Source organism: Streptomyces sp. NPDC007808, from assembly GCF_042868655.1.
Taxonomy (GTDB): Bacteria; Actinomycetota; Actinomycetes; order Streptomycetales; family Streptomycetaceae; genus Streptomyces.
Window position 1 is genome coordinate 1316260 of sequence record NZ_JBIAEQ010000001.1, and the last position, 25903, is coordinate 1342162.

General features: G+C 70.1%; 16 protein-coding genes and 2 pseudogenes. 15 read left to right on the plus strand and 3 right to left on the minus strand.

Going from position 1 to position 25903, the window contains the following annotated elements; all coding sequences use genetic code 11:
- The first annotated feature begins 12 nt into the window (after window positions 1-12).
- From ACFYNL_RS05685 to ACFYNL_RS05725, 9 genes are all read left to right on the plus strand, one after another.
- Window positions 13-2145 carry an FG-GAP-like repeat-containing protein gene (locus ACFYNL_RS05685; protein WP_388796882.1) on the plus strand — a complete coding sequence of 711 codons (2133 nt, stop codon included), beginning with the start codon at window positions 13-15 and terminating at the stop codon, window positions 2143-2145.
- Window positions 2146-2775: 630 nt separating this feature from the next.
- The gene (locus ACFYNL_RS05690) at window positions 2776-4269 is read left to right on the plus strand and encodes an FG-GAP and VCBS repeat-containing protein (protein ID WP_388796885.1); all 1494 of its coding nucleotides are present in this window, start codon (window positions 2776-2778) and stop codon (window positions 4267-4269) included.
- A 689-nt stretch (window positions 4270-4958) separates the two neighbouring features.
- Complete coding sequence (locus ACFYNL_RS05695) at window positions 4959-6005, plus strand: LacI family DNA-binding transcriptional regulator (protein WP_388796888.1); 1047 nt, start codon at window positions 4959-4961, stop codon at window positions 6003-6005.
- A 125-nt stretch (window positions 6006-6130) separates the two neighbouring features.
- The gene (locus tag ACFYNL_RS05700) at window positions 6131-7378 is read left to right on the plus strand and encodes an extracellular solute-binding protein (protein WP_388796891.1); all 1248 of its coding nucleotides are present in this window, start codon (window positions 6131-6133) and stop codon (window positions 7376-7378) included.
- 31 nt (window positions 7379-7409) lie between these two features.
- A complete protein-coding gene (locus ACFYNL_RS05705; RefSeq protein ID WP_388796894.1) occupies window positions 7410-8399 on the plus strand; it encodes a carbohydrate ABC transporter permease in 990 nt (329 codons plus the stop codon).
- Window positions 8396-9229 carry a carbohydrate ABC transporter permease gene (locus tag ACFYNL_RS05710; protein WP_388796897.1) on the plus strand — a complete coding sequence of 278 codons (834 nt, stop codon included), beginning with the start codon at window positions 8396-8398 and terminating at the stop codon, window positions 9227-9229. Before ACFYNL_RS05705 ends, ACFYNL_RS05710 begins: the two co-directional genes overlap by 4 nt.
- Window positions 9230-9281: 52 nt before the next feature.
- Complete coding sequence (locus ACFYNL_RS05715) at window positions 9282-11045, plus strand: amylo-alpha-1,6-glucosidase (protein WP_388796900.1); 1764 nt, start codon at window positions 9282-9284, stop codon at window positions 11043-11045.
- A 62-nt stretch (window positions 11046-11107) separates the two neighbouring features.
- Window positions 11108-12988, plus strand: a complete 1881-nt coding sequence (locus ACFYNL_RS05720) for an RICIN domain-containing protein (RefSeq protein ID WP_388796903.1) — start codon at window positions 11108-11110, stop codon at window positions 12986-12988.
- A 169-nt stretch (window positions 12989-13157) separates the two neighbouring features.
- Window positions 13158-15011, plus strand: a complete 1854-nt coding sequence (locus ACFYNL_RS05725) for an RICIN domain-containing protein (RefSeq protein WP_388796906.1) — start codon at window positions 13158-13160, stop codon at window positions 15009-15011.
- A 281-nt stretch (window positions 15012-15292) separates the two neighbouring features.
- On the opposite strand, the pseudogene ACFYNL_RS05730 reads toward ACFYNL_RS05725, so the two are convergent.
- Window positions 15293-15616 (minus strand): annotated as a pseudogene (locus ACFYNL_RS05730) (ATP-binding cassette domain-containing protein); the annotation flags it as partial.
- Between the two features lie 493 nt (window positions 15617-16109).
- On the opposite strand from ACFYNL_RS05730, the gene ACFYNL_RS05735 reads away from it, so the two are divergent.
- A complete protein-coding gene (locus ACFYNL_RS05735) occupies window positions 16110-17108 on the plus strand; it encodes a YdcF family protein (RefSeq protein WP_388796909.1) in 999 nt (332 codons plus the stop codon).
- A 92-nt stretch (window positions 17109-17200) separates the two neighbouring features.
- On the opposite strand, the pseudogene ACFYNL_RS05740 reads toward ACFYNL_RS05735, so the two are convergent.
- Window positions 17201-17452: pseudogene (locus ACFYNL_RS05740) on the minus strand (nuclear transport factor 2 family protein); the annotation flags it as partial.
- Window positions 17453-17580: 128 nt separating this feature from the next.
- Between ACFYNL_RS05740 and ACFYNL_RS05745 the strand changes: the two are divergent.
- Both ACFYNL_RS05745 and ACFYNL_RS05750 read left to right on the plus strand, forming a co-directional pair.
- Entirely contained in the window at window positions 17581-18159 is a 579-nt protein-coding gene (locus tag ACFYNL_RS05745) for a PadR family transcriptional regulator (protein WP_388796912.1), read from the plus strand.
- Window positions 18160-18202: 43 nt separating this feature from the next.
- A complete protein-coding gene (locus tag ACFYNL_RS05750; protein ID WP_388796915.1) occupies window positions 18203-19063 on the plus strand; it encodes an SGNH/GDSL hydrolase family protein in 861 nt (286 codons plus the stop codon).
- Between the two features lie 1161 nt (window positions 19064-20224).
- On the opposite strand, the gene ACFYNL_RS05755 is transcribed toward ACFYNL_RS05750, so the two are convergent.
- Window positions 20225-21250 carry an AraC family transcriptional regulator gene (locus tag ACFYNL_RS05755; RefSeq protein ID WP_388796918.1) on the minus strand — a complete coding sequence of 342 codons (1026 nt, stop codon included), beginning with the start codon at window positions 21248-21250 and terminating at the stop codon, window positions 20225-20227.
- A gap of 206 nt (window positions 21251-21456) precedes the next feature.
- Here ACFYNL_RS05755 and ACFYNL_RS05760 point away from each other — a divergent pair, with 206 nt between their 5' ends.
- The 3 genes from ACFYNL_RS05760 to ACFYNL_RS05770 are packed head-to-tail and all read left to right on the plus strand — an operon-like array spanning window position 21457 to window position 25222.
- Window positions 21457-22581: a TauD/TfdA family dioxygenase gene (locus ACFYNL_RS05760; protein ID WP_388796921.1), complete on the plus strand. Its 1125-nt coding sequence runs from the start codon at window positions 21457-21459 to the stop codon at window positions 22579-22581.
- On the plus strand, window positions 22578-24107 hold the full coding sequence (locus ACFYNL_RS05765) for a long-chain fatty acid--CoA ligase (RefSeq protein WP_388796923.1): 1530 nt from the start codon (window positions 22578-22580) through the stop codon (window positions 24105-24107). Before ACFYNL_RS05760 ends, ACFYNL_RS05765 begins: the two co-directional genes overlap by 4 nt.
- Window positions 24104-25222 (plus strand): YeiH family protein, encoded by a 1119-nt coding sequence (locus tag ACFYNL_RS05770; RefSeq protein WP_388796926.1) that lies wholly within the window; start codon window positions 24104-24106, stop codon window positions 25220-25222. The genes ACFYNL_RS05765 and ACFYNL_RS05770 overlap by 4 nt, the downstream gene beginning before the upstream one ends.
- Window positions 25223-25903 lie beyond the last annotated feature (681 nt).

Sequence of the window (25903 nt, forward strand, 5' to 3'; positions counted from 1 at the left end):
GAAACCGAGGCCATGAAACACACCAGACCCCTGCGCTCCCTCGTTGCGCCGGCGGCCGCAGCCCTGGTCGCAGCGCCACTGGCAGTTACCGCCGGCCCCGCCCACGCGGTCACCGGCCCCGCCGTCAGTGATACCGCCCACGCGTTCACGGCACGGCTGGAGATCGGCGAGGGCGATACCTACCGTGCCTGCTCCGGCGCCCTCGTCAGCTCGCAGTGGGTGCTGACTGCCACGTCCTGCTTCACCGGCGGGTCCGGCGAGCTCACGCCCGGCAAGCCCGCCGAGAAGACCGTTGCCACCATCGGCCGCGCCGATCTGACCGGCACCGACGGTCACGTCGCCGAGATCACCGACCTGGCACCCCATGCGGGCCGCGACCTGGTGCTGGCCCGACTGGCCACGCCCGCCACCGGCATTACCCCGGTCAAGATCGCCACGACCCCGGCGGCTCAGGGCGACACGCTCACCGTCCCGGGGTACGGCCGCACGAAGACGGAGTGGGCACCTCTCAAGCTCCACACCTCCGCCTTCCAGGTCAACTCGGTCACCGGAACGGAGGTGAACATCGCCGGCAAGTCCACCAACGACGCGATCTGCAAGGGCGACACCGGAGCGCCACTGCTGCGTGTGAACAACGGCACGCCAGAGCTTGTCGGAGTCAGCAGCCGCTCCTGGCAGGGTGGATGCTTCGGCACCGACCCCGCGGAGACCCGCACCGACGCGATCGCTTCGCGCGCCGACGACATCAAACTCGGCTCCCGCCTCAACGCCGGCCAGCAGCTGCTCCCCGGTGAGAGCCTCGTCTCCGCCACGGCACGCGTGACCATGCAGGCCGACGGCAACCTCGTCATCGCATCCAGGACCGGCAAGACCATGTGGTCCACCGGAACGGCCGGTAACGCAGGGGCCACTGCCAAGCTCGACGTCAACGGCAATCTCCTCGTCCGCAACGCCTCCGACTCGGCCACGCTCTGGGAGTCGAAGACGTCCGCTGCGGGTGGCTACGCCGTCCTGCAGGACCGCGGCAACCTGGTCATCCACAACGCCCAGGGTGGCTCCCAGTGGTCCAGCAACAGCACACCGCGCCACGACTTCAACGGTGACGGCCGCAGCGACATGGGCGCCTGGTACGCCTTCTCCGCCGGCACCGACGCCACGTACACATTCGCCGGCCAGACCGACGGAACACTCGGCGCGCCGCTGAAGTCGTACGCCGCCGACGCCGGTGGGTGGGACGCGCGTTACATGAAGCGGGTCACCGGTGACTTCAACGGTGACGGCCGAGGCGACATGCTGGCCCTGTACGGCTACAGCGACACCAGCGTGAAGGCATGGATGTTCCTCGGCAAGCCCGACGGTGGCTTCGCCGCTCCCTTCACCGCATGGACCGGCGCGGCCGGCAGCTTCCACATCAGCTACATGACGCCGCAGGCGGGCGACTTCAACGGCGACGGCCGCGACGACCTCGCCGTCTGGTACAACTACGCCGACGGCGCCACCAAGCTGTGGACGTTCACCACCACGCCCTCCGCGACGCTCAACACGCCCTTCAGCTCCTGGAACGCCCCTGCGGGCACCTGGCTGCGCGACCGCAGCAAGTTCACCACCGGCGACTTCAACGGCGACGGCCGCGACGACATCGCCAACTTCTACGGCCAGGGCGACAACTCGGTGAAGGGCTACGTCTTCCTCACCGCCGCGAACGGCGCCTTCTCCAACCCCGCTTCCTGGTGGCACAGCCCCTCCATGGACTGGAACCGCGCCACTGTCGAAGCCGGTGATTTCAACGGCGACGGCCGTGACGACACCGCCCTCTGGTACGACTACGCCGACGGCAGCGACAAGGTGTCCACCATCCTGTCCGAGAACGTCTCGGGCACGAACCGCTTCGGCTCCGCCTTCGTCACGCTCTCCAGCGCCGCCGGCAACCTGGACATCGCCCGCATGCAGCTCGTCATCGGCGATTACGACGGTGACGGCCGCGACGACATCGGCTCGATGTACCACCAGCCGGACAACTCCGTGAAGATGTGGACCTGGACCGCCAGGCCGGACGCCATGTTCAACGGCGCCCGCGCCGGTTGGACCGCGCCTGTTACCAGCTGGGTCTACGCCTCGACCAAGTTCTTCGAGTCCTACAGCTGATCCCCGGCGCACACGTGCCCGGCAGCCGGTCTCCGACTGCCGGGCATCGCGCTGTGTGCCTGCCGGAAAGTCGCGGTGACCGGGTCGGGAAGAGTACTCATGGTCGCCTGACCGATGCCTGAAAGCCCGAGGAGTTGGCGGCCTCATTGCAGGCCGGAGACGAAGGCCGCCGCCACGCCGCGCGAGGCGGGGCCAGGAAGCGAGCCCTCCGTGGAGTACAGGTACACGACTTCTCCTGCCCGCGACTCGGCCGAGGCGATCACCCACGTGTGCACGCACACGCCGGGTATGGGCGCGACGGTCGTCCGCTACTTCCGTGCTCACGTACTGGACCGTGATGATCTACAGGGCGCGGCAGTCCCGGCTGGGAGCAGCTGCCACCGGCGAGGAACCCACCGGGAGCGCCTTGCCCGGCGTCGGTGGTGCCGCCGTCGGCGGAGCCGGCCCGAGCCGGAGCTGGACGGCGCCCGGCCGCTCCGGCGGACGGTCGAGGGGCTCAATGGTTGTGCCGTGCTAGGCAATTGACCGCATGAGAACGATCACGCTCGAAGCGAGTGACGTTCCAGGAGGTCGGTCCGCTTGGTCGGACGGAGAGAGACAACTCTCCCGTTCTCCGAGACTGGAGCAGACTTGCGCGTACGCACCCTGGCCATCGCCGCGGCCGTAGCCGCGGCCTCCGCGGGCCTGTCCGTGACCCTCGTCCCCACGGCGAGTGCGGTCACCACCACGGCCGACGACTTCAACGGCGACGGTGTCGCCGACCTCGTCGTAGCCACACCCGGAGCCACCGTCAACGGAATCACCGACGCGGGCTCGGTCACCGTTCTCCACGGCTCCGCCGGCGGTGTCTCCCCGACCCGTTCGGCGACCATCACCCAGAACTCCTCCGGGGTCCCGAGCACCGCCGAATACGGCGACCGCTTCGGCAGCACCTACGCCACCGGTGACCTCGACGCCGACGGCTACACCGACCTCCTCGTCGGCGCCCCCGGCGAACGTCTGGACTCCAGCAGCGCCAACTTCGGCAGCCTCACCGTCCTGTGGGGCGGTGCGAACGGTCTGGTCAACGGCACAGAGATCGGCAGCCCGCTCGCCGGCAGTGAGTGGGAGGCCGAGAAGGACTTCGCCAAGAAGGTCGTCGTCGCCGACCTCGACGGCGACGGAACCGTCCAGCCGGCCGTGCTCAGCCGCAACAAGCTGTGGGTGTACGACGACCTCGCGGGCCGCACGGCGCCGACCGGGCCGAAGTACTCCAACTACTTCAACGCCTACATCGAGCCCCAGACCCTGACCGCGGGCGACTTCACCGGAGCCGGACGTGCCCAGCTGGTCGTCACGGGCACCCAGAGCTGTGACGGCACCGCGGACTGCCGGCACACCGGCGTCTACACCTGGGGTGCCGAGCGGCTCGACCCGGTCTTCCTCGCGGACCCGAGCGCCGGTGCTTCCGGCGAGAACGAGGCTCCCACCGTCGCGGCCGCCGCCGGGGACATCGACCACGACGGCTACACCGACCTCGTCACCGGCCACATCCCGTACTCGGCCACCACCACGGGCGAGTACTCGGACGCCGCGGGCTTCCTCCACGTCCGCTACGGCAGCGCGGAGGGCCTCGGCGCCCACCGCACCGCCACCCTCGACCAGGACACGTCCGGTGTCCCGGGCGTGAACGAGTCCGGCGACAACTTCGGCGCGTCCCTCGCGGTCGGCGACGTCACGGGTGACGGCTACGCGGATGTCGTGGCCGGCGTCCCGGGTGAGGCGGTCAGCGGTGTGACGCAGACCGGCTCCGTGGCCCTGCTCAAGGGCACGGCCACCGGCCTGACCGGCACCGGCGCCCAGACCTGGCACCAGGCCACCAGCGGCGTGCCGGGCACCGCGGAGACGTACGACTGGTTCGGCTCCGCGGTACGCATCGCCGACGTCGACGGCAACGGCGCGGCGGACGTCGCGATCGCCGGGAAGGGCGAGGACGTCTTCTCCGGGTCGACACGCGACGGCGGTGACTGGGTGCTGCGTGGCTCGGCGACCGGGCTGACGGCGAGCGGCGCGATCTCGTTCAGCGAGAAGGCCTTCGGGTTCACCTACCCCAACGCCGAGTTCGGCTCGGTCCTGGGCGGCTGACACTCCCTGTGCCGGGTACTGCGCGTACGTGCAGTACCCGGTGCCGGTGCGGTAGGTGCACGTACCGCGCCAACCAGCGGATCCGCTGTCAGAGCATCAGCTCCGACATCACGGTCAGCGGCAGCGACGAGTTGGCGGCCGCCGCTTCCACCGCCCGTCATGGTCGTCGGTGAGCAGGTCGACGATGACGGGCGGTGGCAGAGCTGGGTGGCCCGCTGCTAGGGGCGTCGAGGCGTACGAGGACCCGGACTTCCGTGCCCACCTCCTCGGCGGGATCAACTGGTCGGCGAAGCCGGCCACGACGTGACGCCTCGGTTCAGCGAGCAGCGTCTCCAGTTCCGTGTCCTCGAAGGAGCCGCCGTAGGCCTTATGGCCGAGAGGCTCCGCATCACAGGTGGTGTCGAACCGGTTCGCAGGAACCTAGCAGCGAGCAAAGCTCCCAGCAACACCTCCGACGCGAGCCCGGTCCGCAGAACATCCGGGTTACGGGATGGTTTCGAGAAGTTCCGCCACAGGCGTTGACAGCCCTCTGCGTCGTTTCTATCTTCGCTTCACCGAACCGGTTCGACGACCGGTGATCGGTTGAGTTGCCACCGAAGTGCCGAAGTGCCGAAGTGCCCCCTCCACCATCTACGCGTTTCGAGGATCCGTTGCACGGAACATCGAATCGGTTCGACGAAGGAGTCGCCGTGAACATCGGTGAGATCGCCAAGCGGGCCGGTGTCTCGCGCTCCACCGTCTCGTACGCGCTGAGCGGCAAACGCCCGGTGTCGGACGACACGCGCCGGAAGATCCAGGAGGTCATCGACGAGCTGGGCTACCGCCCGAACGCCAGCGCCCGCGCCCTGGCCAACGGCCGGACCAGCACCATCGGCCTGGTCTTCCCGCCGGCCGGGAACCACTACACCGGGATGCAGCTGGACTTCATCGGCAGCGTGGTGGAGGCAGCCGCGGCCCAGGACTACGACGTACTGCTGTCCCCGAGCGGCGTGGACAGCGACCGCTCGTTCCAGCGGCTCCTGGGCGAGCGGCGGGTCGACGGCGCGATCCTGATGGAGATCAGGCTGGAGGACGACCGGGTCGACCACCTGGCCGCCCTGGACTTCCCCTCGGTTGCCATCGGCCGCACCGCCCATCCGGAGAGTGGCTGGTGGGTCGGCCTGGACCACACCGCACTCGCGGCGGCGTGCGTCCACCACCTGGCGGACCTCGGCCACAGCCGGATCGCGCTCGTGAACCGGCCCGAACAGCTTCTGCGGGCCGGCTACGAGTCCGCCCACCGCGGCCTGGACGGCTTCACCAAGGCCGCGGCCGAGCGCGGGCTGACCGTGCGGACCTACTGCTGTGGCGACGACGCCGCGTCCGGCCAGGCATGCCTGGAGCGGATCCTGCACGACGATCCGGCCACCACGGCCCTGGTCACACTGAACGAGGCCGCGCTCGGTGGCCTCTACCGGGGGCTCGCCCAGGCGGGCCGTCATGTGCCGCGCGACTTCTCCGTCACCGGGGTCGTGGCCAGCCGCTGGGCGGAGACGGTGACTCCGCAGCTCACCGCGGCCGATGTACCCGCGGAGGAGATGGGCCGCCGCGCCGTCGAACTGCTGGTGGAGCGGCTCGACCATCCCGACGCACCGCCCCGGCACCATCTCCTCGCACCGCCGATCTCCCTGCGGGCGAGTACGGGGCCCGCGCACGCCACGCCCACCGCGGGCGCCGGGCCCGCCACCACCCTCTGACCCCTCCACGCACACCACCCCTCACCACCGCGCCCGAACTGCTCGGCGGCGCCGTTCTCCGTGCCCGCCTGCCCTCCCCACCCCGCGCCCTCGGCACCCGCATGTCCAGAACAAGGGAACCCTCAATGAACCGCTTCTCCAGACACCGCCGTCTGACCGCCGCAGCCCTGACCGTCCTGACCGTGACCGCCGGGGCCACCGCCTGCGGCTCCGGCTCGGGCAGCGCCGACGCCAAGGGCGCGGACAGCGGCACGTACACGATTTGGGACCCGTACCCGCAGTTCGACAAGACCTCGGCCTGGGCGAAGCTGCTGGACGACTGCGGCACCAAGGCCGGCGTGAAGATCAAGCGGACCGCCTTCGACACCAGCGACCTGTCGAACAAGGCCCTGCTGGCGGCGCAGCAGGACAACTCCGCCGACATCCTCATCGTCGACAACCCGGTGGTGTCGACGCTGGCCGAGGCGGGCGTGCTCACCAGCACCGACGAGAACAAGCTGGACACCTCGAAGGTGGACCCCAACCTCCTCGCGGCCGGCCAGTCGGGCGGCAAGACGTACGGCACGCCCATCGGCGCCAACACCCTGGCGCTCTACTACAACAAGAAGGTCCTGAAGGACGCCGGGGTCGACGTCGCCTCGGTCAAGGACTGGAAGTCGCTGACGGCGGCCCTCGCGAAGGTCGAGAAGGCCGGCAAGAAGGGCATCACCTTCTCGGCGATCGGCACGGAGGAAGGCAGCTTCCAGTTCCTGCCGTGGTTCTGGGGATCGGGTGCGAAGCTGACCGAACTCGACTCGGCCGAGGCCGCATCCGCGCTGGAGCTCTGGACCGACTGGCTGAAGAAGGGGTACGCGCCCAACTCGGTCATCAACAACACCCAGACGACCAGCTGGCAGGAGTTCGCCGGCGGTGACTACGCCTTCGCCGAGAACGGCACCTGGCAACTCGCCAACGCGAAGAAGGCCGGCTTCGACTACGGCGTCCTGCCCATCCCCGGCGCCGACGGAGGCAACGCCGCGGCCCCGACCGGCGGCGAGTTCGTCACCCTCCCCGTCCAGAGCGACACCGGCCGCTACGCCACCGCCCAGAAGCTGGCGACTTGCCTGACCAGCACCCAGAACCTGTACGACACCGACACCACCCTGTCCTACGTCGCCCCCACCGCCGAGGTCCAGGACAAGCAGGTGGCGGCCGACCCCGACCTCAAGCCCTGGGTGGAGGCGGTCAAGGCCGCCAAGGGCCGCACCAGTGACGACCTGGGCACCAAGTACCCGAAGATCTCCGAGCAGTTGTGGAAGGCCGTCCAGTCCGCCCTCAGCGGCTCCAAGTCGCCCAAGGACGCGCTCACCGCGGCACAGGAAGCCGTCAAGTAAACCGTCAGGCAACCGCGACCCAGGGCCTTTGATGAAGCGCACGACACAACTGGCGGACCCCCGGCCGGTGCGTGACCGGAACGGGGCGGCGGCCATCGCCGCCCCGCCCCCGGCCCCCACCCGCCCCCGGCGCCGCCGCCCCACCTCCCAGCAGTGGGCCGCCTGGGCCTTCCTCGCCCCGGTGACCCTCTACCTCGTCCTCTTCTACGCCTATCCGCTCTACCGCAACCTCGACCTGAGCCTGCGCAACTACACCGTCCGCTCCTTCGTGCAGGGCGACGCTCCGTTCACCGGCCTCGCGAACTACCGGACGGTCTTCGACGCCCCGACCTTCGGCCCGGCCCTGACCCACACCGTGGTGTTCACCGCCGTGTGCCTCTTCTTCCAGTACGCCATCGGCCTGGCCCTCGCGGTCTTCTTCAACCAGCACTTCAAGCTCTCCGCGACCCTGCGGGCGCTGTTCCTGGTGCCGTGGCTGCTGCCGCTGATCGTGTCGGCGTCCACCTGGTCGTGGATGCTCAACAGCGACTCCGGCATGGTCAACGCCGCCCTGAACGCCCTCGGCCTGGGACCGGTGAACTGGCTGACCTCACCGGACTGGTCGCTCACCTCGGTGATCATCGCGAACATCTGGATCGGCGTCCCGTTCAACCTGGTCGTGCTCTACAGCGGCCTCCAGTCGATACCTGGCTCACTGTACGAGGCGGCGGCCCTCGACGGCGCGAGCGCCTGGCGACGCTTCTGGAGCATCACCTTCCCGCTGCTGCGTCCCGTGTCCGCGATCACCCTGCTGCTGGGTCTCGTCTACACGCTCAAGGTCTTCGACATCATCTGGATCATGACCAAGGGCGGCCCGGCCGACTCGTCCACCACCTTCGCCACCTGGTCCTACCAGCTCGGCTTCGGCAACCTCCTGCCCGCCTTCGGCCCCGGCGCGGCCGTCGGCAACCTGCTCGTGGTCGCCGCCCTGGTCTTCGGCCTGGTGTACCTGAGGGTCCAGAGAAAGCAGGCATCGGCATGAACGACCTGCCGCGCCGGTTCCGCGCCACGGGGTGGAAGACCGCCCTCGGCCTGGTACTCACGGCCGTCATGCTCTTCCCGGTCTACTGGATGCTCAATGTGTCCTTCACTCGCGACCAGGACATGCGCAAGTCCCCGCCCGACCTGTTCCCCGTGGACGGCACGCTGGCCGGCTATCGCGCCGTGTTCGACCAGCAGTTGCCCTACCTGGGCACCAGCCTCGTCGTGGGTCTCGGCACGGTCGTGCTGACCGTGGCGCTGGCGGCGCCCGCCGGATACGCGCTGGCGAAACTCCGCCCCCGCGGCGGGGGAGTCCTCAGCTTCCTCTTCCTGGTGGCCCAGATGATCCCCGGCATCATCATGGCGATGGGCTTCTACGCCATCTACCTCCAGCTCGGCCTGCTCCAGTCCGTTCCCGGACTGATCGTCGCGGACTCCACTCTCGCCGTCCCCTTCGCGGTACTGATCTTCACCGCGTTCATGTCCGGCATCCCCGGCGAACTGCTCCAGGCCGCGCAGATGGACGGCGCCGGCCCGCTGCGTACCTTCCGGTCCGTGGTGCTGCCGATGAGCCGCAACTCGGTCGTCACCGTGTCGCTGTTCGCGTTCCTGTGGTCGTGGTCCGACTTCGTCTTCGCCAGCACCCTCGCCAACGGCGGCGCCCACGAGCCGATCACCCTCGGCATCTACCACTACATCGGCAACAACAACCAGGAGTGGAACGCCATCATGGCCACCGCCGTCGTGGCCTCGCTGCCCGCCACGGTGATCCTCGTCCTCGCCCAGCGCTATGTCGCCGCCGGCGTGACGGCCGGAGCCGTCAAGGACTGACCACCGCACGATCCCCGTCGGTCACCCCTGCTGAAGAAACGAGTCACACCACATGACCGCCGCCCGATCCGGCCCGGCCTTCTCCATCCATGACATCCCGTTCAGCACGCACGGCTCCTGGTTCGGCATCTCTCCCGTGCTCGCGGAGAAGACCCGGGCCGAGGACCTCCATCTCGTCTCGCACCAGAACGGCATGCACGCGGTCCTGCGCTTCACGCCTCTCGACGCGACGACGGGCGAGCGTGCGGGGACCCGCGTCGAGGCGACCGCGGGCCTGCTCAGCTGGACCGGTGAGCAAGGGCGCGTCCGTCTCGCCTACGCCTCACCGGACACCGTCCGCCTGCGCGGTGAAGGACTCGGCCTGCGCATCACCGCGGCGGCGGACACCCTGACCCCCTTCACGGGCACCTACTTCTACCGCGACCCGGTGGACGGGGCGTACGTGTTCACCTCGTACGAGACGGGGCGCCGTTACCGGGTCACCGTGCTGTCGGGTTCCGTCGCCGAGGTGTCCGGCGGTCAGGCCCTCGGCACCAGTGCACGAGGCGTCACCGTCACCGTGGACCTGGGCGGAGTCTGGGAAGCGGCGATCGAGGAACTGGACAGCGCACGCCTGCCCTGCACGTCCTCGGAGACGTTCGACGCCGTCGTGGCGAGCGCGGAGCACGCCTTCGCCGCGTTCGTCGACGCGGTGGCCCCCTGGCGCTCGTCCGCCACGCCCGCCGCTGAACTCGCCGCGTACGTGGTGTGGTCGGCGACGGTCCGTCCGGCGGGGCTGGTCACCCGGCCCGCGGTGCTGATGTCCAAACACTGGATGGACAAGGTGTGGAGCTGGGACCACTGCTTCAACGCCCTGGCCCTGGCGCCCGGCGCCCCCGCCCTGGCCTGGGACCAGTTCTCCCTGCCCTTCGACCACCAGGACGTCACCGGTGCCCTGCCCGACTCGGTGACCCACTCCGAGGTCCTCTACAACTTCGTCAAGCCGCCCATCCACGGCTGGACCCTGTCCCACCTGCGCAGACGACTCCCTGAGCCCCTCACCAGGACCGAACTGGCCGAGATCTACCGCAGGTTGGCGCGGTGGACGGACTTCTGGCTCACCGCCCGCCGCGCGCCCGGCGCCGCCCTGCCCCACTACCAGCACGGCAACGACAGCGGCTGGGACAACGCCACGACATTCGACACCGAGCGCGTGATCGTCACCGCCGACCTGGCCGCCTTCCTCACCCTCCAGCTGCGCGAACTGGCCGTCCTGGCCACCGAACTGGGTCTTGCCGACGAGGCCCGCCACTGGACCCGTACCGCCGACGCGACCCAGACCGCGATGCTCGACGAGCTGTGGACGGGGGAGCGGTTCGTGGCCCGCGGCGTCGACACCGCTGCGACCTGGACCACCTCCAGCCTGCTGGACCTGATGCCGATGGCTTTGGGCGAGCACCTGCCCGAGCACATCGGCAAGACCCTGGCAGCCCGGATCGAGAGCCACCTGACCTCGTACGGCCTGGCCACCGAACTGCCCACCTCACCCTACTATCTCTCCGACGGCTACTGGCGCGGCCCGATCTGGGCCCCCGCCACCGTCCTCATCGAGGACGGCCTGCGCCGCGCCGGCCACCACCGCCTCGCGGACGAGATCAGCGCCCGCTTCCGCGCCCTGTGCGAAACCCACGGCTTCGCCGAGAACTTCGACGCCCTCACCGGAACGGGCCTGCGCGACCGCGCCTACACCTGGACCGCCGCCGCCTACCTCCTCCTCGCCGAAGCCCACACACTCCGGCACACCGCGCCCGCACCGGCCGCGCACACCGGCGGCTGAACGACCCCCTGGGCACCCCTCCTCCGCCCAGGCAGCACCCACCCCTCCCCGGGAGACCCGCCATGCACCACGTACCTCGCTCCCTTCCCCGATCCGGACACGCGAGCAGACTCGTCCGGACCGGTTCCCACCCGCGCACGGCCACCGCGCTCGCAGCCCTGCTGGCGTCGGTCGCGGCCGTAGCCCTTCCCGGTACCTCGGCGCAGGCCGCCGACACGACCGTGGCCGTGGACTTCGCCACCGCCGGGGGTGCCCCCACCTACCGTGCCTCGGGCACGATCTACGGGATGTCCGAGAACGGTTCGCTGCCCCAGGAGCACTTCTACAAGGACATCAAGTGGAAGTTCATGCGGGCCGGCGGCGCCCAGCTCGACAACCCGGGCGGCTGGGTCGCCGGCAAGTACGACCGCCGCTGGAACTCCACCCTGGCCCAGTACAAGCGCACCAAGGCGTTGGGCGGAACCTTCGTCATCCTGCCTCACGACCTGTGGGGCGCCGACGGCACCACCGACCCCACCTACCCCGGTGACAACGGCGACTGGTCCCGCTTCGACGCCTTCTACGACCGTCTGCTCGCCGACGCACAGGCGGCCGGCATGAGCGACATCCAGTGGGACATCTGGAACGAGCCCGACTGGCACCCCTTCTGGGACCGGTCCCAGGCCCAGTACCTGGAGATGTGGAAGCGTGCCTACCAGAGGATCCGCGCGGTCTTCCCGAACGCGGTCGTCGTCGGCCCCAGCAGCGCCTTCAAGCCGGGGTCGAACGGCTCGGCCTGGTGGGACACGTACCTGGACTACGTCAAGGCCAACAACGTCGAACCGGACATCTACAGCTGGCACAACCTCCCCGGTGACCCGGTCGCGGACGCGGCGGCGGTCCGGGCCAAGCTCGCCGCACGGTCGATGACGACGAGCCGTCCGTTCCAGGTCAACGAGTACGAGAGCCCCACCGAGCAGAACCCGGGCCGGGGCGGCTGGTACATCTCCCGCCTCGAGCGGGCCGGGGCCGACGGCCTGCGCGCCAACTGGGCGTCCGCGAACAACCTGCACGACTTCCTGGCGAAGCTGCTCACCAAGAACAGCGCCGGCCAGTACCTGCCGCTGGGCGAGTGGTTCCTCTACCGCTACTACGGCTCGCAGACCGGGAACGTCGTGAAGGTGACGGCCGGGACGAACACCGACGCCCTGGCCACCAAGGACAACACGGCCCGCAACGCCAAGATCCTGCTGGGCAGCAACGGCAACACCGGCAACGTCACCGTCGCCCTCAACCGCCTCGACACCACCTCCCTGGTGGAGAGCGGCCGGGTCCGCGCGATCGTCCAGCGCATACCGAACAACAACGGCGGCGCGGTGACGGGTCCGGTCACCGTCTCCGACCAGACCCTGACCGTCAGCGGCGACTCGGCGTCGGTGAGCGTGCCGTGGACGAGCGCCGTCGACGGCTACACGGTCACCCTGCTCCCGCCGTCGAACACCACCGTCTCCACGGTCGCCGTCGCTCAGCACAGCGGCCAGTGCCTGGACGACACCAACCTGTCCACCGCCAACGGCACGCAGTACCAGCAGTTCTACTGCGAGGGCGGCTACCAGCAGATGCTCGACTTCAAGCCGGTCGCCGGACGGACGAACACCTACACCATCGTGAATGAGCACAGCGGCAAGTGCCTGGACGTCTCAGGCGCCTCCACCGCCGACGGCGCCGCCGTCATCCAGTACACCTGCAACGGCTCCACGAACCAGATGTTCACCCTGAAGCCCGTCACCGCACTGGGCAACAGCAAGGACTACCAGCTGGCCGCCGTCCACAGCGGCAAGTGCGTCGACGTCAGCCAGATCTCGACCGCCGCCGGAGCCAAGATCCACCAGTGGACCTGCGACCCGGAGAGCGCGATGACCAACAAGAGGAACCAGATCTGGCGACTCCAGGGCATGGGCTGACCCACGCCCTCCGTCCCCCAGGGGGTCCCGGCCGGCCACAGCCGGGCCCCCAACCCCCTCCTCGCCGAGGCTCACGCACACCGAGAGAACCACTGACCGGCTGTCTCCCCACACCCCCGGGGGCGTTCCGATCCGGGCCGTCCCCCCCCACTCACCAAGGAGCCGCAGTATGAAATCTCGATGGACACGTCCCGAATTCGCATCCCGCACCGGACGCCGAGCGACCTCGTCCGTGGCCGTCCTCCTGGCCGCCCTGGCCACGACCCTGGTGCCGGCCGGCCCGTCGCAGGCCGCGGACACGAGCGTCACCGTCGACTTCGCCACCACCAAAGGTGCCCCCGGTTACCGCGCCTCCGGCATGATCTACGGGCTGACCGCCGACGGGTCGCAGCCGCCGGACCACTTCTTCACCGACATCAAGTGGCGCTTCATGCGGGCCGGCGGCGCACAGCTCAACGGGGGCGGCTACGCCACCAGCCTCGCCGACTACCAGACCCGCTGGAACGCCACCCTCGCCCAGTACAAGCGCACCAAGGCGCTCGGCGGCACGTTCGTCATCCTGCCGCACGACCTGTGGGGCGCCGACGGCACCACCAGCCAGCCCTTCCCCGGCGACAACGGCAACTGGACGCAGTTCGACAATTTCGTCAAGCAGCTCATCTCCGACGTCAAAGCCAACAACATGACGGTGGAGTGGGACCTCTGGAACGAGCCGGACCTCAGCGGCTTCTGGGATCGGCCCCAGAGCCAGTACCTGCAGATGTGGTCGCGGTTCCACGCCGCCGTGCGGGCCGACCTCCCCGGACAGCTCATCGTCGGCCCCAGCACGGCGAACCCGCCCAGCTCCTCCAACACCTGGTGGACCACCTACCTGAACCACATCAAGGCCAACAATGCCGCCCCTGACATCTACAGCTGGCACGCCATACCCCACGACCCCGTCCAGGCAGTCGGCAACGCCAACTCGACCCTTGCCGCGGCGGGCCTGACCAACACCCGCCCCTACCAGATCAACGAGTACGCCGGGCGCGAGCAGCAGCACCCCGGTGGCGGCGCCTGGTTCATCAGCCGTCTGGAGCGAGCCGGCGCCGACGGCATGCGCGCCAACTGGGGAGGGGGCCCCAGCCTGCACGACTACGCGGCCAACCTGCTCACCAAGAACAGCTCCGGCCAGTACCTGCCGCTCGGTGAGTGGTTCATGTACCGCTACTACGGCTCGCAGACCGGCAACGTCGTGAACCTCACCGCCGGTACGAACACCGACGGGCTGGCGACGAAGGACAACTCCGCGCGCAACGCCAAGATCCTGATCGGCAGCAACGGCAACACCGGCAACGTCACCGTCAACCTCAACCGCCTCGACACCACCTCGGTCGTGGAGAACGGCCGGGTCCGCGCCGTCGTCCAGCGCGTTCCGTACGACAGCGGCGCCGCCGTGACCGGCCCGACGACCGTTTCCGACACCACCCTGACCGTCAGCAACAACGCCGCCTCCGTGACGGTCCCCTACAGCAACGCTCAGGACGGCTACACCATCACCCTGCTCCCGCCGTCCGACACCACCGTCTCCACGGTCGCGGTCAGCGAGAACAGCGGGCAGTGCCTGGACGACACCAACCTGTCCACCGCCGACGGCACGCAGTACCAGCAGTACTACTGCGAGGGCGGCTACCAGCAGATGTTCGACTTCAAGCCGGTCGCCGGACGCCCCGACACGTACACGGTGGTCAACCAGCACAGCGGCAAGTGCCTGGACGTCTCCGGCGCCTCCACCGCCGACGGCGCCGCCGTCATCCAGTGGACCTGCAGCGGCACCACCAACCAGATGTTCACCCTCCGTCCCGTCACCGCGCTCGGCAACAGCAAGGACTACCAACTCGTCGCCGTCCACAGCGGCAAGTGCGTTGACGTCTCCGGCGTCTCCACCCAGCCGCGCGCCGTGGTCCACCAGTGGACCTGCGACTCCGGCGGCACCCTCAGCACCAAGAAGAACCAGATCTGGCGGCTCCAGGGCATGCGCTGACCCATCCCTTGAGCACGGGGCTCCCAGCAGGACAGGGAGCCCCGTCATCTTCTTCGCGGTCCTGGAAGAGGGCTGCCGGCCTCAGGGCTCGGCATGACTTTTTCGTGGCCGCGAGCGCATGCCATGCGGGGCTGGGGGAGAGGGCTCGAAGGGTGCGTCGGTTCTCATCGGCGTGGGCCCGTAGGTGTGCGAGAGCTTTGGGCCGGGCCTGATGTGTGGCGGCGGCAGTTACGTGCGACAGCGGCAGGTGAAACATCATGGCCATGGGCGGGGCCGTCACCTCACGCCGGTTGCCAGATCTGGGCGAGCGTCGAGGCGGTGAGAAGTTGCTCGGGGCGACCCTGCCCCACCAACTGGCCGTCGCGGAGCAGGAGGCAGGCGTCCGCCGAGCGGGCGGCTTCCAGGTCGTGTGTGGCCTGGACGACGGGTTTGCCGTCGGCGACCAGCTCCGTCAGCAGCACGGCGATCCGGTCCCATGCCTCGGGGTCCAGGCCCGTGGTCGGTTCGTCCAGGAGGAGCAGGTCCGACTCCTGGGCGAGTCCCTGGGCGATCAGGGCGCGTTGCCGCTGTCCGCCGGAGAGCTCTCCGAGTTGAACGCGGGCCACTGAGAGGTGGTCCGAGCGGACCCGTCACCTGGGATCCGTCGCTGCGAGGGGCAGGCCACCGGGGGTTCCCCGGTTCCCGGAGGCCGTGAGTTCACGTCCAGGACGAACGCCGCGTACACCCAGCCGGACCACGTCCCGTACACGTCATGTCCGCCACCCCGCGTTGGTCCGGGCGGCGGCCGTGAAATGGCGGCGACCACGCCCTGCGGGTTTCTGGGTTCGGTGTGGACTGCGGCATCTACAACCGGCACCCAGGAGGCCCTCAGCTGCCCGCAGTGCGTGGCGTCGTGAACGGTCGGGGTCGTACGTCCTGCCTCGGCAACGTGCGACTTCCCGTCCGCCGCAAACAGGCCTGGCACAGGCGGCGCACCACTGCAGGTCTGAGAGGATGGTCGGCGGCCGTCCGTACCGGGTCCGTGAACCCGCGGGCGGCGAGAGGCAGGCGAGGTACGGGCAGCGGCCCGGCGGGCGGGAGAGCGGAGCGGTGCGGCACATGCCGGAGTACCCGGAGTACCTCGCCGCGGTCGTGTTCGCCGTGGGCGGCGTCTTCAGCGCCTGGCGGGCACCGCACCGGTTCTCCACCGCCGTCCTGTTCTGCCTCGCGGTGACCTCTGTCGGCCTCGGCGTGGCCGGTCGCAGTGCGGCAGCCCACCCGACCATCGCCACCGTTCTCGCCGTCGCCGCTGTGCTCCTGGCGCTCGTGCTGGGCCTGCTGTTGCTGGTCGACGGTGCCCTCCTGGTCCGGCGCTACGGACCGCAGGCAGCCCTGCTGGCGACCGGGGCCGCCGGCTGCGCGGTGCTGGCGGTGCTCGGTCTCAACGCGGTCTTCCATGTGGTCGGCGGTGAGGCGTTCGGTTCCCTCCTGGTCGCGGTGAACGCGGTCGCGGGATACCTCACTTTGCTCTTCCTCGTCTTCGCCGGCTACGTGTGCGTCCGGGGCCGCAGCACCCCCCTGCCGGATACCTCCCATGTCGTCGTCCTGGGCGCCGGGCTCGACGGCGACCGGCCCGGCCCGCTGCTGGCCCGCAGGCTGGAGCGTGCCCTTGCGATCGACGCCGCCCGCGCATCGGACGCGCAGCGTGTGGTGTTCGTCGTCTCGGGTGGCCAGGGAGAGGACGAGGTCCGCTCCGAGGCGGAGGCGATGGCCGACTATCTGCGCGGGCGCGGAGTGCCCGCCGACCAGATCGTTCGGGAGGACCGCTCGGTCAACACCGGGCAGAACCTCCGTTTCAGTGCGGCCCTCGTGGACGGCACCGCTCCGGGCCACCGTGCCACGGTGGTCACCAGCGGCTTCCACGTCTACCGCACGACCCTGTTGGCCCGCCGCGTCGGCGTGTCGGTGCACGTCGTGGGCGCGCCGACCTCCCCCGCCTACTGGCTGGCCGCGACGCTGCGCGAGTTCGCCGCCGTCCTGTGGCTGGACCGCCTCCCTCTGGTCGGACTCAGCCTGCTGCTGACGGTGCCGGTGGCGACGGCGGTCTTCGAGCACTGAAGCGCCGGCTGCAGACCTCTGAGAGGTCCTGACCAAGGCGCCGTGCCTGGCGAGGGTGAGGCGGTGACTCTAGGGTCCAGTCGACGGCGTAGAACCATCCCCCTGAAGTCGTCGATCTTGCCGGCCTCGTCGAGGTGTAGGAGTCGCAGCCCTGGAGCTTCTTCCGGCGACGCTCTGAAGTTCTCGAAAACCTGTGTCACAGCGCGCAGGATCGCGGTGGTGATCGCCTTGCCCGGATCCGGATACGGCTTGAAGGCGACGGTGCTGAAGACGACGTCGTCGGCCAGAAGGGCGGCCACAACGTCCAGGTCACCGTTCTCAACGGCCTTGCGGAAGGGGTGCATGATCGACCCCTGTACTCAACAAGTTGAATAGGTGTAGAGGTGGGTGGAGGCGACTCCGGTGGCTTGTCGAGGGTGCGGTGCTCGGGAGGGCTCATCAAGGAACACTCGCTGGGCCGTACCTTGCTCCTATGGCATTGCGGAACGCGGTGATGGCCGCGCTGCTGGAGGGCGAGGCGTCCGGTTACGACCTCGCAAAAGGCTTCGACGCGACGGTCGCGAACTTCTGGACGGCGACGCCTCAGCAGCTCTATCGGGAGCTGGAGCGTATGGAGGCCGAGGGGTTGGTCACGGCTCGCCTCGTTGAGCAGCGGCGTCGTCCCAACAAACGGCTGTTTTCCCTGACGGAGGCTGGGCGGGAAGCGGTGTGTGCATACACGGCCGAGCCGCCGGGTCGGCCCGCGGTCATCAGGGACGAGCTGCTGGTCAAGGTGCAGTGCGCGGACGCCGGCGACGTCGAGGCAGTGCGCGCCGCAGTCCTCGAACGCATGGAATGGGCCACGGCCAAGTTGGCCCGCTACGAGAGAATCCGGCAACGACTGCTGGGCGGCCGCTCAGAGGAGGCGTACTTCGCCGAGGCCGAGCGTATCGGCCCGTACCTCACTCTGCTGCGCGGGATGTCGTTCGAGCGGGAGAACCTCCAGTGGGGTGACATGGCGTTGCGCAGGCTCGACCAACGCGCCAAGACTATTATTCAAAAAATTGACTAGAGTGGTGGCTCTTCCGGTGATCGCAATAAGGAGCCAGCCGCTCATGTCAGGCACTGAGACCCGCTATCTGCGCTTCGTGGCCCTGGGTGACAGTCACACCGAAGGGGTCGGCGACGGCGACGATGTGACAGGCCTGCGCGGGTGGGCCGACCGGCTCGCCGAGCACCTGGCTCGGCACAACCCGCAGCTCCGGTACGCCAATCTCGCTGTACGGGGCCGTCTGGCCGGGCAGGTCCACGCGGAGCAGTTGCCCGCGGCGCTCGCGCTGCGGCCGGACTTCGCGACGGTCGTGGCCGGAGTCAACGACATGCTGCGCCCCCGCTTTGATCCGGATGAGGTGGCCGCGCATCTGGAGGCGATGTTCGCCGCGCTCACCGGCCAGGGGGCGCGCGTGGCGACGCTCACCTTTCCCGACATCGCGCGGGTCACTCCACTGGCCCGTCCGCTCCGGCCGCGTCTTGAGGCGCTGAACCACCGTGTTCGCGCGGCGGCGCACCGGCATGGTGTCGTCGTCGCCGACGTCACCCTGTATCCGGTGGCCACGGATCCACGCCTGTGGAGTCAGGACCGCCTCCACTCGAGCCCACTCGGCCACCAGCGGATCGCGGCGGCGCTCGCTCACTCGCTCAACGTGCCGGACACTGACGACTCCTGGACGCACCCGTTGCCCGTCCTGCCTGTTGGTCGGGCACGATTCTTGCGTGCCGCCTCAGCCGAGGTGCGCTGGGTCGCCGGATTCCTGGGTCCGTGGATCGGCAGGCGCGCGCGTGGGCGTTCCTCCGGAGACGGTCGCGTGGCCAAACGCCCGGACCTCCTGCCCGTCGGCAGCTCCGGCCAACACTTCGGCCGTGGCTTCCAGCGTGGACAAGAGCCCTCCGTCGACCTGGCAGACGCCTCGGAGTAGCGAGATCCGCTTGTCCGAGCATGAGTAGCGGTCGGTGCCTGCCCGAGTCGGGAACGACGCACCACGCCCACTGCGTTCTTCAAGAGCACGCGGACGCCCACGGCAACCTGCTGTGCATCCAGGTGGCCAAGAGCAAGGACGACCCGAACCGGTTAAGGTTCCACGGCACCGGCTCTACCTCAAGACCGCCGCTGGATGGGGGACCTGTTCGTCGAACTGCCCGAGACGTGCGACAGCACAAACGTCTTCTGCAGCGCGGACATCACCTAAGTCACCGTTCTGGATGCCCTGCCGTACGCGGGGCATGTCGAGAACCTGGGGGAGGCGTTCCTCGACCCCCAACTGAACTTCGTCGAAGGCAACATCCTCGACGCCGAGCTGGTGGACCGCCTCGTCGACCGGCACAGGGGCCACGGGCGGAAGAGACGTGTGAGCCCTGGTCGCCGTGCTGCCGTCGCCGTCTTCCTGATCCTGGCGGCGACGGTCGTGCTGTACTTCGCCGCTCTCTGGCTCGTCCCGCAGTTCTGAGACGCGGTCGCGGGGGAGGGGTCGGGGCGGATGCGGTGCCGGCGTGCGGGAAGGCGCCACCGGCCGGAGGCGTCGCGGGTGAATGTGACGCTGACTTCTCCCACTGGCGTCCAGTGTCTCCCGGCTGCCTCACCCGGCCGAGGACGACCTGCTCGTCCGCGGATGATCGCGCCGCAGCGGGCAGGCCACCGTCCGCAGCACCTGCCGCTCGAGTGAGGGCGGTGGTACGGCTGACGTACTGAAGGCCCTCGGTCGGGAGAGGAGCCAGGTGGCTGATGGCACGGGCGACGGCCCTGGCGCACGAACTCCTGCCGGCCGCTTCGCGGCACTCTGACACGGTGCTGGTCTCGTACGGTTATGGCCGGGGTGGTGTGGAGTCCCGGGTGATGTCGAGGCGTGGTCCAGCCGGCTGTCAGGGTTCGGCGTCGGTAAGGGTGTTGACGTGGTCCGACCGCATGCCGGGGTCTGCCGGTAGGCATCGTTCCCGGCAGACCCCGGCCGGCGTTGGCAGGCGGTGGGCAGCCGCAGGCCGTAGTGGCCGAAAGCGAGGCGGCCGACAACGGCCCATGTCAGAGCCGACGGCTCATCGGTCCGGGAGCCGACGGATCTCCGTGCCCGCAAGCCCCTCCGGGGTCACCGTCCCTCCGGCCCCGTCCGTTCGGCGCGCCGGGCGCGCCACTCCCGCGCGCTGCAGCCGAACTGCTCGCGGAACCAGCGTGAGAAGGCGCTCGGCGCGGAGAACCCGAGCAGGCCGGAGATCTCCGTCAGCGAGCGCCTCGGGTTGGGCACGAGCTGTTCCGCCAGATGTGTGCGCGTCGCGTTGAGGACGGAGGAGAAGGTCTCGCCCGACGCCGCCAGGTGCCGGTGCACGGTCCGACGGTCGACGCCCAAGCTTCCCGCGACCTGTTCGATGGAACACCGGCCGGTCGGCAGCAGGACCTCGATCAGGTCCCGCACCCGGTCCAGCACCGTCGTGTCCCGCGAGGTCGCGATCGCGTCGAAGAACTGCCGCGCGTAGGTCCGCAGCATCGGGTCCCCCATGGGGTTGGGGGTGTGGAGGTCGCTGGCGTAGAAGACGATCCCGTCGAACTCGCTGTCGAATTCCACGACGGGACCGAAGAGGCGCTGGTGGCTCTCGGGATCCTTGGGCGCGCCGTGCGTGAGGCACACGGACAGTGCCTGCCAGCGCGCGCCGAGGAACGTGCGCAGCACCTGATGGAAGGCACCCACGGCCAGCTCCACGGCCTGGCGGGTCGTCGCCGTCTCCGTCGGCTCCAGGCTCACCTTGAGCGTGGCCAGGCCGTTCACCTCGGACAGCCTGCTGTGCAGCAGCTCGTTGTACATGTGCTCGTGCCGGACGAGGAGTTCCAGCGCGCTGCGGAGGTCCGGTTCCTCGCGAACGACCAGGCTGATGGGCCCCAGGCTGGAGAAGCGGCGCCGCTCGGCGAGGAGCAGGCCGAAGTCCTCGCGGCGGGCGGCCGCCGCCGACAGCTCGAGCAGCTGGATCACGGCCAGGCCGGAGATCCACCGGTCCTGGACCGCGAGACCGGCGGGGTCCAGGCCGACCCGCTTCATCAGGGCTCGCGGGTCGATGCCGAGCGACTGGCTCAGCTCCACGTAACCGCTCAGGGCGGCGTTGCGGACGAGGGGCTTCATCATGGGCGCGCTCCCTGGCGTGTGTCCCTGATTGATAAGTCAGACGTCACGCCACGTCAAGCGACGCGATACGGGCTGCCCTACTGTGGCACCACTCGCGATGGAGTGAATCCCCCGGAATCCGGCGCCGAGACAGCGGGGGACGCAAGGACATCCGTATCGCTCCGTCGAAATCCATCAGACGCTCGAAGGGGAGAAGTGTGTCCGCGGTGCACACGAACGTGATCGAGGTGCTGCGCCGGCCCTGCACGGGACCGGCCGTGTGGAGCGGGGCGGACCTGGCCGACCGTGAGGAGTGGGTCCTGCGGCTGTCGCCCGAGCAGATCGACGAGCTCGAGTCCGCCCTGCGCACGGTTCGCGAGCGCGGTGTCCCGCTGCTGAAGGTGGGCTCCGCCGACTTTCCGCTGCCGACCCTGGCCGGTGTGCTGGAACGCGTCGTCGACGTGCTGGAGAACGGCCGGGGGTTCGTCCTGGTCAGACGCATCCCCGTCGAGCGGTACAGCCGGGCGGCGGCGAGCACGCTGTTCTGGGGGCTGGGGCAGCACTTGGGCGTCCCGGTGTCGCAGAACGCGGCCGGCCACATGCTCGGGCACGTCCGCGACACCGGACGCACCCTGGCAGACCCGTCCGCGCGCGGCTACCAGACGAGAGCGGCGCTGCCCTTCCACACCGACGGGTCCGACGTGCTCGGGCTCCTGTGCCTGACTCCGCCCCGCGCCAGCGCGCGCACCTCGCTCGTCAGTGCCGGCGCGGTCCACAACGCCGTCCTGGCGCGCCGCCCCGACCTCGTCGAGCGGCTGTACCGCACCCACTACCTCGATCGCCGGGGTGAACACGCCCCCGGCGAGCGCCCCTACCACGCGGCCCCCCTCGCCACCTGGCACGGGGGAAAGCTCAGCATGCGCTACCACCGCCCCTACCTGGAGTCCGCCCAGCGCCTGTCCGGGGTCCCGCGACTGGATCGGGCCGACCTGGAGCTGTTCGACCTCGTCGACGAGGCGGCACGCTCCCCCCGGCACCGCCTGGACCTCGACTTCGAGCCCGGTGACCTGCTGCTGGTCAACAACTATGCGGTCCTGCACTCCCGCACGGAGTACGAGGACTTCGCCGAGCCCGAACGCAAGCGCCACCTGCTGCGGCTCTGGCTGACCCTGCGCCAGGGACGCGACCTCCCCCCGCACTTCTGGGGCGACCTCCCGCACGCCGAGGACGGCTCCGGCCGCGGCGGAATCACCCCCCGCGACGTGGTCACGATCCCCGGCACCGGCGACACCGGCGGCTCCTGCCGTCCCCACACCCACCCCTCAGGCCCCGACGGAACGGACGACGAATGAACAACCTTGCGGCAGCCCTGGCGGAATCGGCCGGAGCCCACGGCGACCGCATCGCCGTACGCCAGGACGACACCGTCCTCACCTACGCCCAACTGGACGACGCCGCCGCGCGCGTCGCCGCCCTCCTGCGGGAGCGGGGCGTCCGGCCCGGCGATCGCGTCGCGCTGGTCATGCCCAACGTCACCCTCTTCCCGGTCACCTACTACGGCATCCTGCGGGCCGGCGGCGTCGTCGTCCCGATGAACCCGCTGCTCAAGTCCCGCGAAGTGGCCCACACCCTGGCGGACTCCGGCTCCCGGATCGTGCTGACCGCCCCCCTCTTCGCGGCGGAGGTGACGAAGGCCGCCGCCGAGACCGGCGTGGAATGCCTGGTGACCGACGCGGAGTTCGACGCCCTGACCCGGGCGGCCCAGCCACTGGCCGAGGTCGTCGAGCGGGCCGACGGCGACACCGCCGTCATCCTCTACACCTCCGGGACGACGGGCACCCCGAAGGGCGCCGAACTGACCCACCGCAACCTGTCGTCCAACGCGGTCACGACGGTGGAGACGCTGATCCGGATCGGGCCGGACGACGTCCTGTTCGGCGGCCTGCCGCTGTTCCACGCCTTCGGGCAGACCTGCGCCCTCAACGCCGCCGTCGTCGCCGGCGCCACCTTGACCCTGCTGCCGCGGTTCGAGCCGGCCGCGGCGCTGCGGATCCTGCACCGGGACCGGGTCACCGTCTTCCTCGGCGTCCCCACCATGTACACGGCCCTGCTCAACGCCGGGGTGCCCGGGGACCACGACCTGTCCCGGCTGCGCCTCGCCGTGTCCGGCGGCGCCTCCCTGCCGGTGGAGGTGCTGCACGGCTTCGAACGGGAACTCGGCGTCACGGTGCTGGAGGGCTACGGGCTGTCGGAGACCTCGCCGGTCGCCGTGTTCAACCCCCCGGACCGTCCCCGCAAGGCCGACTCGATCGGGGTGCCCATCCGCGGGGTCGAGGCCCGGCTCGTCGCGGACGACGGCACCGACGTGGGCCCCGGCGAGGTGGGGGAGATCGCGATCCGCGGCGAGAACGTGATGAAGGGCTACCGCAACCGCCCCGAGGCGACCGCGGAGGCTGTCCGCGATGGCTGGTTCCACACCGGCGACCTCGCCCGCGTCGACGAGGACGGCTACTACTTCATCGTCGACCGCAAGAAGGACCTCGTCATCCGCGGTGGCTACAACGTCTACCCGCGCGAGATCGAGGAGGTCCTCTACGAGCACCCGGCCGTCGCCGAGGCCGCCGTGGTCGGTGTGCCGCACGACGTCCACGGCGAGGAGATAGCGGCCGTGGTGGCCCTCCGGGACGGTGCGGAGGCCACCGCCGAAGAGATCCGGAACTTCGTCAGGGAACGGGTGGCCGCCTACAAGTACCCGCGGATCGTCACCTTCACCGACGCGCTCCCCAAGGGCGCCACCGGCAAGATCCTCAAGCGGGAGATCGTCGTCGTGGAGCAGGCGGCCACGGGGCACACCGGCGGACGAGAGTCGGACTCGTGAGGAAGGAGACGGACGCCCGGGGCCCCCGGTCCACCCCGGACCGCGGCCCCGGCCCGGCCGACCCTGCCCCGGCCGACCCCGCCCCGGCCGCGGCGGCCGCCGCCCGGCCGGTGCGCGGGTCCTGGATACCCGGGCTGGCCGTGGCCCTGGTCGTCGCGGTGGTGGCCATGGCGGTGGGCGAACGGCTCCCCGTCCTCGGCGGTCCGGTGACCGCCGTGATCCTCGGCGTTCTGGTCGCCGCCGTCCGCAGACCGGCCCCCCGCCTCACGCCCGGCCTGCGCCTGGCCGGCAAACCCGTCCTCCAGATCGGGGTCGCCCTGCTCGGCGCCCAACTGTCGCTCTCCCAGGTGCTCCACGTGGGCGGCAGCTCCCTCCCGGTCATGCTCGGCTCCCTGGCCGCCTGTCTGCTCGCCGCCCGGGTCATCGGACGCCGGCTCGGTGTCGGCGGCGATCTGCGCACCCTCATCGGGGCGGGCACCGGGATCTGCGGCGCGTCGGCGATCGCCGCGGTCACCCCGGTCATCGGCGCCGCGAGCGCGCAGGTCGCCTACGCCATCTCGACGATCTTCCTCTTCAACATCGCCGCGGTCGTAGTCTTCCCCTTGGTCGGCCACCTCTTCGGCATGGATCCCCAGGTCTTCGGCCTGTTCGCCGGGACCGCGGTCAACGACATGTCGTCCGTGGTGGCCGTCGCCACCGCCTACGGCCCCGGCGCGGTCGACGACGCGGTGGTCGTCAAGCTCACCCGCACCCTGATGATCATCCCGGTCTGTCTGGGCCTGGCGCTCCTGACCGGACGCCGCGCCCGCTCCATGCCCTCCGCCCCCTCCGCGCCGGTGCGGTCGGCCGGGCTGGTGCCCTGGTTCCTCGTGGCCTTCCTACTGGCGGCCGCAGCGAACAGCGCCGGTCTCGTCCCCGCCGCGGCGCATCCGGGCCTCAAGGAGCTGTCCGTCTTCCTCATCACCGTCGCGCTGTCCGCCGTCGGCCTGTCCACCGACCTCACGGCCTTGCGCCGCACCGGCCCCCGCCCCCTGCTGCTGGGCGCCTGCCTGTGGGTGGTCGTCTCCTCCTCCAGCCTGGCCCTCCAGTACGCCTTCGGCGGCGGCCTGTCGTAGCGGCCTCGCCGATACGGATCCGGCCGCCGGCACCCCGGCCCGCGCCCCCACCGACAGGGCCGGGTCTCCGGGGTGCCGGCGGCGCGGTCGTGACGGAGCCCGCCCTTCGGTTACGAGACGTCATGGCTCGCGGTGCGGGACGCAGGGCCGGAGAAGGTGGCCGACGCCCTCGGCCTCCGGCACCGGCCGAGCATCGACCGGACGGCACCGAACTGGCCTACCGACAGGGGGATTTCGTCGCCAGACCCGTCCCTGGCGGGACCCCCGCCCATGGCCGGATCCATCTGACGCCGGAGACAGACGCCACTCGCCCGGACTTCCCCGCCTGCCTGCGGACGCCGGCCGCACGCGTCGGGGACCTCCAGTACTTCGGCACGCACCGCATCGTCGACCACCACGCCTGGGCCAGGGGCGTCTCCGGTGAGCTGACCCGCGCCTACTGCTACATCGGCTACATCGGCATGAGTGGCGCAGTCCCGCTGCGTCTCGGGGAACCCACCGCCGTCGAGAGGGAACTCGGCGTCGGACTGGTGGGGCGCGAAGAGGTCCGGCAGGACTGGGGAGACGCCGAAGGGGACGTCTGGCGCGCCGCCATGCCCACCGGACAGCACGTGATGTGCATCGCCGCGGTCTGGAGCGTCAGTCCCCCCGGCCATCGCGGATGGCGCCGTCGGCACCCAG